We start from the raw sequence: 13365 nt of genomic DNA, 5'->3' as shown, positions 1-13365 counted from the left end.
ACAAACAGCGCGCCATGAACATGCCTGCTGTTCGCTTAAAGGCCGACCAGAGAACCGCGCATTACGATTGATACATTGAGTTCGCGGCTGATGTTTGTGGAGCGCTTCTCAATCAAGTCGATCAATGAATTTGCTGCTTCACGTCCCATTTGCCGGTGCGGAACATGTACGGTTGTCAGGGGTGGCCAGACACAACGGGCCAGTTCGATATCATCAAACCCAGTTACAGAAACATCATGCGGAACACCCAAGCCCATCTCACGGGCCTTTGATATCGCGCCTGTCGCAAGGACGTCGTTTCCGCACATTATGACTGTTGGCTTCAAATCTGCCGCCATTAGCTTTTCGAATGCTTTTCCACCACCTTCGATATCGTAAGGGGTTTCGATGATCGCAAGGTTCTCGATATCAAACCCGTGCGACTGCCAGCTTTCTTTGATCCCTGCCAGTCGGCCTGCCGCTCGGTCATTGCCCGCAATCACACCAGAGATTACCCCAATCCGACGGTGTCCCATCTCGATCACCTTATCAGCCAAGCCGCGCATGGCGGCCTTGTTGTCAAACCCTACGAATGGATAGGCTTTGTCAGGAGAAGATGCCCAGGCTAGCACCGTTGGAATGCTACGCCGGTCCAAATAGTCATAAATGGCCTGATCCCGCTCATACCCGATCAAGAGAAGGCCTTCAGCCCCACGCGCAACCAGCTCGCGGATCTGCTCAGCCTCCAATTTTGGCTGATATGCACTACTGGAAACCAACAGGTTATAGCCCAATTGGTGCAACGTTTCCTGAAAGGCCTGAAGTCCGCGTGCAAAGATGGCATTTTCCATGGTCGGAATAATCGCGCCAATTGTATGGGATCGTTTGGCTGCCATTGCGCGAGCATTAAAGTTTGGTGTGTACCCAAGCCGTTCCACAGCCTCCATCACGCGCTCGCGGGTCTTTAGAGACACTTTCTGCTTTTCGTTTAGGCAGCGTGACACCGTTGCAGTCGATACGCCCGCTGCGATTGCAACGTCTTGCACAGTTGGAATTTGGGGCGGGGCGGACGGTGGCATGTAGACCTCAAATGATCGTTTCATTCTGATATTAAAGCAAAATTACAAATACACAGCACCTAAAATGTAAACGCTTGCAAGAATCATCTGTAAGCGCTTACATTTGAGTCTGAACCTATTAGAGTGGAGGCTCTTGGTGTTTCTGACTGGCTCATTCATTGTTTTTCTCGTTTTCTTTTCGAATGTCGCCTTGGGCGCGTTCGCGGACAGCGCGTTTCTGGGTGATGTCGGAGAAATGTTGGTTCTGTTTTTTGCGACGGTGCTTTTTGTCGTCGCAATTCTAAAAAAAGAAGCTGTTCGACGCAAAGACGACGGCTGAAATATCTTTTGGGAGGAGAACCATATGGACGATCAAGACCGTAAAGGGCTCGCGTCTGCAGAGCGCCGGAATTTTCTGAAAATAGCGTCGACCGCTGGCTTCACAGCGGCACTCGTCGCGGGTGCAGCAGGGACGCTTTGGTCAACTGAAGCAGCAGCTCAGTCGGCCACCGAAGAGCGAGACCGCGAGGCCGCCGCGGAGCACGTCATGACAATCGCCACGGCCTATGTGCTGGGCGCATCACGTAGCTACCCTATCATGCAGCTGGATCTGAAGGAAAACATCCAGAACGCCACAAATGGGAAGGTCTATGTCAAGCTTGCCCCTGGTGGTCAGCTTGGTGCGGGCGGTGCCTTGGTATCGGCGGTTCAGGGTGGCACCATTCAAGCGGCTCAGCACTCGCTGTCAAATTTCGCTCCGTTTGCGTCTACTGTTGATCTGATCAACATGCCGTATCTGTGCGGGTCAAACCAACGGTTCACGAACCTTGTGAACTCCGACTTCTGGGGCTCCAATGTGACGCCCAAGATCGAAGAGAACGGATTCAAGCCATTGTTCTACGTCAACATCGACCCGCGGGTTGTTGCTGTGCGTAAGGGTGGCGCTGGTGCAGTGATTACGCCGTCCGATCTGGCGGGCGTTAAGTTCCGCGTTCCTGGCTCTGCGATGCTACAGCAGTATTATCGAATGGTCGGTGCAAACCCAACGCCGGTAGCTTGGGGCGAAACGCCCTCTGCGATCCAGCAGGGTGTGGCTGACGCACTTGATCCCTCCGTGGGCGCGCTCTTCGTGTTTGGCTTCAAGGATATCTTGTCGCATGTAACTTTCACACAAGCCGTACCTGATTCCCAAGTCTATTCTTGTAATCTTGAGTGGTTCAATTCTATGCCGGCCGACGTTCAAGAGGGCATCATGTGGGGCTCTGAGATGACCGCACACCAGAACCTTGCGAAGGTTCCTTCGGCACGGTCCCACGCGATGGCTGAGCTGGCCAAAGCTGGGGTCGAGTTCCACTCTCTGAGTGACGACCAACTCGCCGAATGGAAAGACGCAGGCGGCTACCAGCGTTCCGAATGGGACAAGTTCAAGGTGGAGTTGGCTGGGTCCATGGATGCGTTTGCACAGATGGAAGAGGCCGCGGGAACGCAGGGCAAATACTACGTTCACGACGCCTAAAAGTAACCTTCGGGCGCCCTTGTGGAGCGCCCGAAACACCCACGCAACATGATTAAGAACGCTGCGCACTCTGTGCGAGGTTTTGTCATGGAACCCAGATGGACCACACCATGGAATTCCTGCGTAAATTAGATCAGAACGCTGAGCGCTGGCTGCTTTTGACGTTCTACGTGATGCTGGTCATCACGATGGCTGTCGAGGTGCTACGCCGCGAAATTTTCGCCTACTCGTCGATCTGGGGCGAGGAGATTGTACGCTATTCCTTTATCTATCTGGCTTGGATCGGGGCGGCTGCCGCAGTTAAGGAGCGCGCTCATATCCGTATCGATGTGATCATGCATTACCTTGGCCCACGACCCAAGGCGCTGCTCTATATGTTCGGCGATCTGGTGATGATGGTCGTTGCGCTGATCGCGCTTTACTGGTCGATGGAGGCCGTTCACGTTTCCTACAAATTCGGGTCCGTAACCCATGGGCTGCGCATCTCTCAGGTGTGGTTCCTGATGGCGGTGCCCAGCGGATTTGCTCTTATGATCTGGCGCCTTCTTCAGTCGCTTCGTCATGATTTCATCTCCCTCAAGACTGGCAAGCCAGTCTACGAGGGTGACACGTTATTTGATTAAGGAGCGGCACGATGCTTTGGAATACTGTCGCGCAAACTGTAGAGCTTGGTTGGGACTTTTACGTACCCGTCATTCTGTTTGTGGCGCTTATCGCCTTGGCTGTACCAGTCTGGGCCGCGATTGGCAGCTCTGCTATTTTGATGTTGCTGATGTCGGGCGATCTGCCTTTGAGCCTTGTCGGCGAACGGTTGTTTAGCGGCATTGATGCCTTTGCTCTGACAGCGATTCCCCTGTTTATCTTGACGGGTGACGTGTTGGTCCGAACGGGCCTGTCGCGAAAATTCCTCGATGTCGCCGAAGCGCTGACCTGCTTTACCAAGGGTGGGTTCGGATCAGCGACAGTGCTTGTCTGCGGTATGTTTGCTGCAATATCCGGGTCTGACGCGGCAGGGGCTGCCGCTGTGGGCAGAATGACAATCGCCCGTTTGGTTGAGGCAGGATACCCGCGCCCCTATGCCTGCGCACTGGTCGCAGCAGGGGCCTGCACTGGAATTCTGATCCCACCGTCCATTGCATACATTATCATTGGGCTTGTGTTGGGAATTTCCGCTTCAACCTTGTTCTTGGCTGCTTTGATCCCGGGGCTGTGTATCCTGATCTCAATTTTGATCACGAACCTCGTTGTGAACCGCGTCTATGCTTATGAGGGTGGTGGCAACCTGACCTTTATGGAGTGGCTGAGCAATTTGGGACGCTCACTGCAATCGGGCTGGTATGCATTTATTGTTCCTGGAATTATCTTTTACGGTATTTTTTCGGGCCGCCTGACGCCAACTGAGGCAGGTGCCACCGCTGTTGTTGTCACCATCGGCATGGGCTTCTTTCTGAAAACACTGACCTTTGCGGACTTTCCAGCGATGCTGGTCAGCTCTGCCAAAGTGAATGGTGTAATTTTGCCGATCATCGCCTTCTCCGCCCCCTTGGCTGAGGCTTTGGCTATAATGGGGGTGCCGCAGGGCTTTGTGACGTCGGTCACGGCGCTTACGGAAGAGCCTTGGATTCTCATACTGCTGATGATCGGTATTTTAATCGCCGCGGGCTGCGTCATGGAAACCACGCCCAATATCGTGATCCTTGCTCCGATCTTGCAACCTTTGGCCGAAAACATCGGCATGAACGAAATTCAGTTTTGTATCATGATGATCACCGCTTTGGGTGTTGGCTTCATCACGCCGCCCCTTGGACTGAACCTTTTTGTGGTTTCTGGAATAACAGGTGAATCGATCCTCAAGATCGCAGTGCGTGCTGTGCCCTTCGTGTTGTGCATGTTCGTCGTGGTTTTGTTCATTGCCTATGTCCCCGCTGTTTCCACAACTCTTTTGCCTGATATTTACAAATAGGATCTCTGCCTAATGACCCGTGAATACCTGAAAAAAGCAACTTTGACGGCCGCTTCTGGCGCATCCGATGTGCATGACACTGTGGTATCGATCCTCAAGGATATCGAAGAAGGTGGTGATGCCAAGGCGATGGAGTACGCCGCCAAGTTTGATAAATACGAAGGCAACGTCATCCTTACGCAAGCCGAAATTGAAGCGGCAAGCGCGTTGGTTCCTGAAAAGTTGAAGGCAGATATCCAATTCGCGCATGACAATGTGAAGCGCTTCGCGGAGCTGCAGAAAAGCACTGTCGCTGATGTCGAGATGGAAATTCAGCCGGGTTATGTCGCTGGCCAGAAAGCCATCCCCGTTGATGCGGCAGGCTGTTATGCCCCCGGTGGTCGCTACAGCCATATTGCGAGTGCTATCATGACAGTAACCACCGCCAAGGTGGCAGGATGTAAACACATTACGGCCTGTTCTCCTCCACGTCCTGGTGTTGGTGTGGCTCCCGCGATTATCTACGCAGCGCATATTTGCGGTGCAGATAAGATTATGGCGCTGGGTGGCGTTCAAGGCGTTGCGGCTATGGCGTTTGGTTTATTTGGCCTGCCAAAGGCCAATATTCTGGTTGGCCCTGGTAACCAGTTTGTGGCTGAGGCAAAGCGTATTTTGTTTGGCCGTGTGGGCATCGATATGATTGCGGGCCCAACGGATTCCTTGATCCTCGCCGATAAGGACGCAGATCCTCATATCGTTGCCACCGACTTAGTAAGTCAGGCTGAACATGGCTATAACTCGCCCGTATGGTTGGTGACAGATGATCGTGCTTTGGCCGAAGACGTTATGGCGCGGGTGCCTGTCCTGATCGACGATCTGCCCGAACTGAACCGCGACAACGCGTTTGCTGCTTGGCGCGATTACGCAGAGGTGATCGTTTGCAAAGACCGTGAAGATATGGCCGCTTGCAGTGACGAATATGCACCTGAGCATTTGACTGTCCAAGCCAGCGACATTGATTGGTGGCTCGACCGTCTGACTTGTTATGGCTCGTTGTTTTTGGGCGAAGAAACCACGGTGTCTTATGGCGATAAGGCGTCGGGCACGAACCACGTGCTACCGACTTCTGGTGCCGCGGGCTACACAGGCGGTTTGTCAGTGCACAAATATATGAAAATCGTCACTTGGCAGCGAGCCACGAAAGAGGCCTCTAAGGATGTCGCGATTGCGACAGCGCGGATTTCACGTCTGGAAGGAATGGAAGGGCATGCCCGCGCAGCGGATGTGCGGCTTGCAAAGTACTTTCCAGGTGAAAACTTTGACCTGACGTCTGAAGGCTAGGAGACGTGACAGGCAATACACATCTATTCGATCTAAGTGGCAAAGTAGCCTGTATCACGGGCGCTAGCTCTGGACTTGGCCGTCGCGCAGCACTGACGCTTGCGGCCGCTGGTGCAAAAGTCGTGGGCGTTGCTCGCAGGGCTGATGCATTGGACAATCTGTGCGCTGAAATCGGGCCTGCCGCTGCTGCCGTGGTGGCGGATGTAGCCAGCCGCGATTGTCTGGAAAGAACTGTCGCTGATATCTCCGCGCCATTCGGTGCGCCTGACATTTTGGTACATGCAGCTGGCGTCAACACCCGTGAGGCAGCCGATGATGTTACCTTCAACGGATGGGATCAGACGCTGGCTCTTAACTTGTCGGCACCGTTTTTTCTGTCACAGGCGTTTGTGCCAGAAATGCGTAAAAAGGGCTGGGGCCGTATCGTTAATTTTGCGTCCCTTCAAACGACCCGCGCATTTCCGGGCGGCATCGCCTACGGGGCAACGAAAGGTGGTATCGCGCAACTGACCCGCGCGATGGCTGAAGCATGGTCTCCCGATGGGATCACAGCAAATGCCATTGGTCCCGGTTTTTTCCCAACTGAATTGACGGCAGCGGTGTTCGAGGATGACGCGCGTGCTGCACGCAATGCAGCGCAAACCTGCATCGGACGCAATGGAACTCTTTCGGATATGGACGGACCAATTTTGTTCTTGTGCTCTGATGCCTCTGCCTATGTCACAGGACAGGTTCTTATGGTTGATGGGGGGTTTACTGCGAAATGAAAGCACTGGTTTATCAGGGTGTCGAATCCCTTGTTTATGGCGATATGCCGGACGTGATCACACAGGATGATGAACAGCTGATCAAGGTTGAAGCTGTCGGCATTTGTGGATCGGATATGCACGCCTATCTTGGTCATGACGAACGACGTCCCGCTCCGCTGATTTTAGGGCATGAGGCGGCTGGGACGATCCAGGGTGGCAAGAATGATGGAATGCGTGTGACAGTGAACCCGCTGGTGACCTGTCAGGTCTGTCCCGCTTGCAAAGCGGGGCGCGAAAATCTTTGCTCTAAAAGGCAGATCATTTCGATGATGCCGCGTCAGGGGGCTTTTGCTCAGTATATTGGAATGCCAATGCGCAATTTGGTCGAGGTGCCTGCCCATGTGGCGCTGGGCAAGGCGGCACTTGCCGAACCTTTGGCTGTCAGCTGGCACGCAGTGCGGCTTGCGCTAGAGGCCTTGCACCCGAGCATGGAGCGCCGCGCGCTTGTGATTGGCGGGGGGGCGATTGGGCTGGCCGCCGCTTTGGCGCTTCGTGCCATGGATGTTAATGACGTCGTCATCGTTGAGCCGGATGAGAAACGCTGCGCATTTCTGGCGAACAGCTGTGATCAAGTTGCCGTGCACTCCACAACCAAATCATTCCCAATTGTGATCGACGCGGTCGGCTACGGGGTGACGCGCGCCTCTGCTTCCGCCATGGTCGAACCGGGCGGTGTTATTGCGCATGTAGGACTTGGTGACGATGCGCACGGCCTTGATGTGCGCCGTGCAACGTTGCAGGAAATCACGTTTATTGGCACCTACACCTACACTGCGACAGACTTTCGCGACACAGCAACAGCCCTTTTTGAAGGCCGATTGGGTGCGCTGGATTGGACACAAACACGCCCACTTTGTGACGGAGCAACTGCCTTTTCTGATCTGCGGTCAGGTCGTGTTGCCGCGCCGAAAATCATTTTGGACCCTTGGGCGTGACATCGCTGCAATCATCAAAGGAAAGAACATATGTATAAGAAAATACTTGTTCCTATGGCACTTGATCATGACATCTCACCGCGTACCCTTGCGATTGCACAGGCGCTGGCTGGCGATACAGGAACAATTACGGCGCTGCATGTTTATGAGGCTCCAAAGGGCTCGGTCAACGCTTATCTCGACGAAGAGGCCAAGAAAGATGGCATTGCACGTGCAAAGTCTGAGTTGCTCGCGAAAACTGAGCATCTGAGTAATGTTCAGCCTGTAATGGTGATCGGGCACACCTATCGTACCATTATCGCTTATGCTCGTGACAACGCGATCGATTGCATTGTGATGGGCTCCCACCGACCAGGGTTCAGTGATTATCTGCTTGGTTCTACGGCAGCACGCGTCGTCAGACACGCGCCTTGCGCCGTGCATGTCCAACGTAGCGATTAACATAAACAATCCAAAGACGACTTAACCAGAAAGGCTCTGTTCCAATGAACATCGACAAAAAGATCGTAGATGATTTTGTTGCCAACGATATCTCTTTCGTGACCACCGTACCCTGCAAACAGCTGGCTGGTGTGATCGAAGAGGTGGAGAACCGTGACGAGATTTTTCACATCCCCTCAAACAAAGAAGACGAAGGTATGGGGCTGTGTGCGGGCGCCTTCATGGGGGGCAAGCGTCCCATGATCATTATGCAAAACACTGCCCTTGGCGTGACGCTGAACACATTGGCGACACTGATCCAGTTCTATCGTATGCCGCTTCCGATGTTGATTTCATATCGTGGTGAGTTGCGCGAACCAGTATCGTGTCAGGTTGAAATGGCTGTCCACACCAAGGCACTTTTGGCGCAGTTCCACATCCCGACATATCATTTCCATTGGCAAAAAGATGTCGAGGAATTCGACAACATCCTGAAATATACTTTCATGTCCAACAAACCTGTGGCGATCCTGACCGATGCCAACTTCTGGGGAGGCTACGGCGACCAATGATCCGCTCTGAAATCTTGCGCGAAATCGCGCCCATCCTGAACCCTCACCTTGTCGTTTGCAATATCGGCCTGCCCAGTCAGGAACTGCATATGATTGATGACAACGCTCGCAATTTTTACATGCTCGGCACCATGGGGCTGAGCTCTTCGATCGGCTTTGGCCTTGCGCTCGCGCAGGACAAACCTGTGATCTCGATTGATGGCGACGGGTCTGTCTTGACGAACCTTGGCACGTTGCCAACGATCGCTAACAACGCGACTGGCAACTATACATTGCTGATCATTGATAACGGATCTTATGGATCGACGGGTGACCAGCCGACCTACGCAGGCATGAAAACCAACCTGACAGATGTGGCGCGCGCCTGTGGCTGCGATACTGTGATCGAGGTGCAGGACAAAGACCTTGGCCCCGTGTTGCAATCGGCCATCGACAGCGACGAGATGACGATAATTGTCTGCAAATGTGACAGCGGTAATATCAAGTTGCCGGTCATTACTCTTGATCCGGTGGTTATCCGTCACCGCTTTATGGAAGCCGTGAAGTCCTGATGTCGGCAAGCGCCATTCATAGCGCAGAGGACGCACGGCGTATTGCCAAGCGTCGTCTGCCATGGATGGTGTTCGATTATATCGACGGGGCGGCAGGCCGTGAAACGGGGGCGGCGCGCAATCGGGCCGCCCTTGATGAGATAACCCTGCGGCCGCGTATTCTGCGCGATGTTTCCAGCCGTTCGCTTGCTGCGACCCTTTTTGGTGCAGCGACACAGCGCCCCTTTGGTATTGCACCGATGGGCATGTGCAACCTTTCAGCTCCTGGTGCAGATCTTATGCTTGCGCGCCTTGCGGCGCGATATGCAGTGCCCCACGGGGTCTCGACTGTTGCATCAACTCCGCTGGAAAAAATCATCGAGGTGGCTGAGGGCCATGCTTGGTTCCAGCTCTATTTCACGGGTGATGGGACGGGGACATTCAAGCTGGTCGATCGTGCAAAAGCAGCTGGTTACCAGACATTGGTTTTAACTGTGGATGTTCCAGAGGTTGGGCGCCGTCCTCGTGAATTGCGCCATGGTTTTAAAATGCCGTTCAAGATCGGCCCCAAACAATTCGTCGATTTTGCACTGCATCCGCGTTGGTCCCTGAATGCATTGCTGAAAGGCAAGCCGACGATGGCGAACTTTGAAATGCCTGGGTATGAATTCGATCGCACTGAAAGTCGCGCGCGCGCAACGTGGGACACATTGAATAAGCTACGCGAGATGTGGCCGGGCAAACTTGTTGTAAAAGGTGTGCTTGATGTGGAAGATGCGCTTACGCTTAAGGCTGCTGGTGTTGACGGTATTCAAGTGTCTAGTCACGGTGCACGCCAGCTTGAAAGCGCTCCTGTACCTATCGAAATGCTTGCTAAAATTCGGGAGCAGATCGGGGCTGATTATCCGCTGTTTTTTGACAGTGGCATCCGGTCGGGTGAAGATGTGTTGCGGGCACTTACCCAAGGCGCTGATTTCGTTTTTTTGGGGCGCATCCTCCAATATGCTTTGGCCGCTGGCCATGAGCGAGGATTGCACAAACTGTGGGATGTCATTTCAGAAGAAATGAGCATCGCAATGGCACAGACTGGACTGACGAGCCCGAAAGATATTACTGGTTTGCGCTAATTAGAGAACTATCAAACGTTGGGAAATTACGCCGTGGTTGCCCGCCAATCTTAATGGTAAAACCTGCCGCCTTGGCACTTGCACATCACTTTGCCGTCTGTGCGAACGTGGTCCATAATTTGAAACCTGTGCCCAACCTTTTGCCACAACAGCCTCATAAATAGCTTGCTTTGCTTTCAGCTTTGGCAGGAGATTCAAGCCGCCAATGCAGCAATTTATATTCAGTCCAAGTTTATGGATTTGCGGCCTCTGTGATATAATCTATGAATGAGGCATGACATTTGATCAGATCAAGACTTTCCTCTGGGTCGCTCGTTTGGGAGGCTTTCGCAAGGCTGCTGAACGCCTCAATCTTTCGCAGCCTGCCATCTCGACCCGAATTGCAAACCTCGAACAAGAACTGCGCGTGCCCCTTTTTGAACGTGGTCCGGGCGAACTTGTCTTAACAAAACACGGAACGCTTTTACTTTCGTATGCTGAGCAAATGTTGTTTGTCGAAGAAGAGATCAAGCAACGTGTTGCCAACCCATCCGAAGCAGAGGGTCTTTTTCGTGTCGGCGCCTCCGAGACGATCGCACAGGCATGGTTGCCTGACTTTTTAAAGGCTTTCAGTGAGCAGTATCCGCGTGTCAATGTTGACCTGACGGTGGATATTTCCTTGAATTTGCGCACGGATTTGCTTGAGAGGAAGCTTGATCTCGCACTTCTAATGGGTCCCGTGTCGGAGTTTTCTGTTGAAAACGTGGCCCTGCCGTCTTTTGATTTGCATTGGTATCGATCGACTGCAAATCCACAGACTGATTTGAGCAAAGTCCCAGTGATTTCCTATTCAAGCAAGACCCGACCGTATCGTGAATTAATGTCTGAGCTCACGCGTAGGATCCGACCAAAGGTGCGTGTCTATGCGTCGGCTTCCTTGTCGGCGAGTTTGAAGATGATCGCAGCAGGAATCGCCGTAGGTCCTTACCCGAGGGCGCTTGCCAACGATTTTCTTGAGGCGGGGCAAATTGTAGAGTTTGATCCGGGATTTCGCCCGCAGCCGCTCTCGTTCACGGCATCATATTTGTCAGAACCGCGCAGCTTCCTTGTTGAAAACAGTGCGCAAATTGCCCGCGCGGTTGCGAATACATGGGAACGAACTCAGCCAAGCTAAATCAATTAAATCTATCGGTTATGATGTAAATTGATAATTTGATTGAGCGTTGCCGCCGTGTGATGCTTCTCGCACAGCTGGAGGAGTTTCGAATAGTGCTAACAACAGTCTCACATTCCGACCTTGTTGCCTGTTCCGCAGGCGAGGTCAGGGCGGCAATCCGCAGCGGGTCTTACGACCAGCACACAGCGGGTCTCGCTGCTGGCAAACTGCAATGCAATCTTGCAATCTTGCCCGAGAAATTCGCCTTGGATTTCTTGCGCTTTTGTCAGCGGAACCCAAAGCCCTGCCCAATCGTAGGCGTGAGCGACAATGGTGATCCGTTTTTACCGACACTTGGTCAGGACATCGATATTCGTAGCGATGTTTCAAAGTACCGTGTGTTTCGGGATGGCACGCTTCATGACGAGGTCACCAACATTGCTGATATCTGGGCTGACGACTTGGTTACGGTGGCTTTGGGGTGTTCGTTTACGTTTGAAAATGCACTGCTACGCAACGGCATTCCGGTCCGGCATATCGAAAGGGGCCTAAACGTTCCGATGTATCGAACCAATATTGGGCTCGTGCCGGCGGGGCGGTTTGGTGGCCGGATGGTCGTTACGATGCGCCCAATCCCCGAAGCACAGGTCGACAAAGCCCGCGAGATCAGCCGTCGATATCCGCAGGCACATGGGGCGCCGATTGCAGTGGGCGATCCTGCCGAGATCGGCATCAAAGATCTGGCCCACCCAGATTGGGGAGACGCTGTCGAGATAAAACCCGGAGAAGTACCTGTCTACTGGGCCTGCGGTGTGACGCCGCAAAACGTTCTTTTGGATGCGGGTCTTCCGATCTGCATCACGCATTCGCCGGGTCACATGCTGATCACCGATGTGGCGGAGGACGCAGAGACAACGATCTTAAGAAAAAACTAAAGCAATCCAACAAGGAGATAAAAAATGAAACAGACACTTGCTATTTTGGCTGCAACCACGGCCCTCGCCGCACCTGCCTTCGCAGAAGACTTATCCGTCGTGGGCAGCTGGTCCAGCTTGCCGCTGCACAAGAGCTATGAAGCGCCGTTCTGGGGTGCAACTTTGCCCGCAGCGGGTGATTTCAATGTGGAACTGACCACACACAACCAGATGAGCCTTGGTTTGGGCGATATTTATCCGTTGCTGGGCCAAGGTGTCTATGATGTGGCAATGACTGTTGCTGACTATGCTGTGTCTGACGCGCCAGAACTGGAAGGCCTTGATGTGCCACTGATTGCACTCAGTGCAGATGAAGCCCGTGCAATGGTTGACGCGGCGCGCCCCATGGTCTCAGAGATCTACCGCGACCGCTTCAACAGCCATGTTCTCGCGATTGCACCCTATCCGCCACAGGTCGTTTTCTGTAACGCTGAGATTTCTAGCCTAGCAGATCTTACAGGTCTCAAGGTCCGCGCCTCAGGCCGGATGACGGCCAAGCTACTCGAAGCTTTGGGTGCAGAAGGCGTGAATGTGTCCTTCTCAGAAGTGCCAGGTGCTTTGCAAAAAGGTGTGGTCGATTGCGCTGTGACAGGTGCCGGCTCGGGCTATTCAGCCGGTTGGTGGGAAGTATCCTCTCACTTGCTGCCGATCCCATTGGGGGGCTGGGACCCTGTTGTAACGGCAATCAACCTCGACAAGTGGAATGGCATGTCAGCCGAGAACCAAGCGCTTCTCACTGACCAGATCAAGACTGGCTTTGAAGATCTTGCATGGGCCAGCGCACAAGACGCGCTTGTCAATGACATCGCTTGCCTCACAGGGAACGGGGAATGCCCGTCTGGTGATGCACGTTCGATGACGCTTGTGGACGTCAGCGACGAAGATTTCACACGGGCCCGTGATATCCTCACATCCGAGGTTTTGCCCGAGTGGGCAGAGCGTGCAGGCGGTGACTGGGCAACACGTTGGAACGACAGTGTTGGCAAAGTTGTCGGTGTCGAAATCAAGTAACCTGTTTCAAGGGGCG

15 protein-coding genes are annotated in these 13365 nt (G+C 53.5%); 14 read left to right on the top strand and 1 reads right to left on the bottom strand.

Features of this window, described 5'->3' with window-relative positions; genetic code table 11:
* Window positions 1-35: 35 nt before the first annotated feature.
* On the bottom strand, window positions 36-1082 hold the full coding sequence (locus tag DSM117340_RS11635) for a LacI family DNA-binding transcriptional regulator (protein WP_349379361.1): 1047 nt from the start codon (window positions 1080-1082) through the stop codon (window positions 36-38).
* Window positions 1083-1194: 112 nt separating this feature from the next.
* Between DSM117340_RS11635 and DSM117340_RS11630 the strand changes: the two genes are divergently transcribed.
* From DSM117340_RS11630 to DSM117340_RS11565, 14 genes are all read left to right on the top strand, one after another.
* A complete protein-coding gene (locus DSM117340_RS11630; RefSeq protein WP_089894451.1) occupies window positions 1195-1377 on the top strand; it encodes a hypothetical protein in 183 nt (60 codons plus the stop codon).
* A 24-nt stretch (window positions 1378-1401) separates the two neighbouring features.
* Entirely contained in the window at window positions 1402-2553 is a 1152-nt protein-coding gene (locus tag DSM117340_RS11625) for a TRAP transporter substrate-binding protein (protein ID WP_089894454.1), read from the top strand.
* A 110-nt stretch (window positions 2554-2663) separates the two neighbouring features.
* Complete coding sequence (locus DSM117340_RS11620) at window positions 2664-3176, top strand: TRAP transporter small permease (protein ID WP_089894516.1); 513 nt, start codon at window positions 2664-2666, stop codon at window positions 3174-3176.
* Window positions 3177-3187: 11 nt separating this feature from the next.
* Window positions 3188-4516, top strand: coding sequence for a TRAP transporter large permease subunit (locus tag DSM117340_RS11615; protein ID WP_089894457.1), 1329 nt, complete (start codon window positions 3188-3190; stop codon window positions 4514-4516).
* Between the two features lie 12 nt (window positions 4517-4528).
* Window positions 4529-5836: a histidinol dehydrogenase gene (gene hisD, locus DSM117340_RS11610; protein WP_089894461.1), complete on the top strand. Its 1308-nt coding sequence runs from the start codon at window positions 4529-4531 to the stop codon at window positions 5834-5836.
* Window positions 5837-5841: 5 nt separating this feature from the next.
* Window positions 5842-6603, top strand: coding sequence for an SDR family oxidoreductase (locus DSM117340_RS11605; protein WP_349379362.1), 762 nt, complete (start codon window positions 5842-5844; stop codon window positions 6601-6603).
* A complete protein-coding gene (locus tag DSM117340_RS11600) occupies window positions 6600-7580 on the top strand; it encodes an alcohol dehydrogenase catalytic domain-containing protein (protein WP_349379363.1) in 981 nt (326 codons plus the stop codon). Before DSM117340_RS11605 ends, DSM117340_RS11600 begins: the two co-directional genes overlap by 4 nt.
* 30 nt (window positions 7581-7610) lie before the next feature.
* Window positions 7611-8021 (top strand): universal stress protein, encoded by a 411-nt coding sequence (locus tag DSM117340_RS11595; protein WP_089894469.1) that lies wholly within the window; start codon window positions 7611-7613, stop codon window positions 8019-8021.
* Between the two features lie 44 nt (window positions 8022-8065).
* On the top strand, window positions 8066-8572 hold the full coding sequence (locus tag DSM117340_RS11590; RefSeq protein WP_349379364.1) for a sulfopyruvate decarboxylase subunit alpha: 507 nt from the start codon (window positions 8066-8068) through the stop codon (window positions 8570-8572).
* On the top strand, window positions 8569-9123 hold the full coding sequence (comE, locus tag DSM117340_RS11585) for a sulfopyruvate decarboxylase subunit beta (protein ID WP_089894474.1): 555 nt from the start codon (window positions 8569-8571) through the stop codon (window positions 9121-9123). Before DSM117340_RS11590 ends, comE begins: the two co-directional genes overlap by 4 nt.
* On the top strand, window positions 9123-10229 hold the full coding sequence (locus tag DSM117340_RS11580; RefSeq protein ID WP_354689654.1) for an alpha-hydroxy acid oxidase: 1107 nt from the start codon (window positions 9123-9125) through the stop codon (window positions 10227-10229). The genes comE and DSM117340_RS11580 overlap by 1 nt, the downstream gene beginning before the upstream one ends.
* A gap of 274 nt (window positions 10230-10503) precedes the next feature.
* Window positions 10504-11382 carry a LysR family transcriptional regulator gene (locus tag DSM117340_RS11575; RefSeq protein WP_349379366.1) on the top strand — a complete coding sequence of 293 codons (879 nt, stop codon included), beginning with the start codon at window positions 10504-10506 and terminating at the stop codon, window positions 11380-11382.
* A gap of 92 nt (window positions 11383-11474) precedes the next feature.
* Complete coding sequence (locus tag DSM117340_RS11570) at window positions 11475-12299, top strand: putative hydro-lyase (RefSeq protein WP_349379385.1); 825 nt, start codon at window positions 11475-11477, stop codon at window positions 12297-12299.
* A gap of 24 nt (window positions 12300-12323) precedes the next feature.
* The gene (locus DSM117340_RS11565) at window positions 12324-13349 is read left to right on the top strand and encodes a TRAP transporter substrate-binding protein (RefSeq protein ID WP_349379367.1); all 1026 of its coding nucleotides are present in this window, start codon (window positions 12324-12326) and stop codon (window positions 13347-13349) included.
* Window positions 13350-13365: the final 16 nt, after the last annotated feature.

Origin of the sequence: Lentibacter algarum (genome assembly GCF_040580765.1) — a bacterium.
Classification (GTDB): domain Bacteria; phylum Pseudomonadota; class Alphaproteobacteria; order Rhodobacterales; family Rhodobacteraceae; genus Lentibacter; species Lentibacter algarum.
The sequence above is the reverse complement of the archived record's forward strand: the minus strand, read 5'-3'. Positions and strand labels throughout refer to the sequence as shown.

Coding starts and splice junctions, on each gene's coding strand:
- DSM117340_RS11635 (WP_349379361.1), bottom strand. CDS start 1,082: ATGAAACGATCATTTGAGGTCTACATGCCACCGTCCGCCCCGCCCCAA.
- DSM117340_RS11625 (WP_089894454.1), top strand. CDS start 1,402: ATGGACGATCAAGACCGTAAAGGGCTCGCGTCTGCAGAGCGCCGGAAT.
- DSM117340_RS11620 (WP_089894516.1), top strand. CDS start 2,664: ATGGAATTCCTGCGTAAATTAGATCAGAACGCTGAGCGCTGGCTGCTT.
- DSM117340_RS11615 (WP_089894457.1), top strand. CDS start 3,188: ATGCTTTGGAATACTGTCGCGCAAACTGTAGAGCTTGGTTGGGACTTT.
- hisD (WP_089894461.1), top strand. CDS start 4,529: ATGACCCGTGAATACCTGAAAAAAGCAACTTTGACGGCCGCTTCTGGC.
- DSM117340_RS11600 (WP_349379363.1), top strand. CDS start 6,600: ATGAAAGCACTGGTTTATCAGGGTGTCGAATCCCTTGTTTATGGCGAT.
- DSM117340_RS11595 (WP_089894469.1), top strand. CDS start 7,611: ATGTATAAGAAAATACTTGTTCCTATGGCACTTGATCATGACATCTCA.
- DSM117340_RS11590 (WP_349379364.1), top strand. CDS start 8,066: ATGAACATCGACAAAAAGATCGTAGATGATTTTGTTGCCAACGATATC.
- comE (WP_089894474.1), top strand. CDS start 8,569: ATGATCCGCTCTGAAATCTTGCGCGAAATCGCGCCCATCCTGAACCCT.
- DSM117340_RS11580 (WP_354689654.1), top strand. CDS start 9,123: ATGTCGGCAAGCGCCATTCATAGCGCAGAGGACGCACGGCGTATTGCC.
- DSM117340_RS11575 (WP_349379366.1), top strand. CDS start 10,504: ATGACATTTGATCAGATCAAGACTTTCCTCTGGGTCGCTCGTTTGGGA.
- DSM117340_RS11565 (WP_349379367.1), top strand. CDS start 12,324: ATGAAACAGACACTTGCTATTTTGGCTGCAACCACGGCCCTCGCCGCA.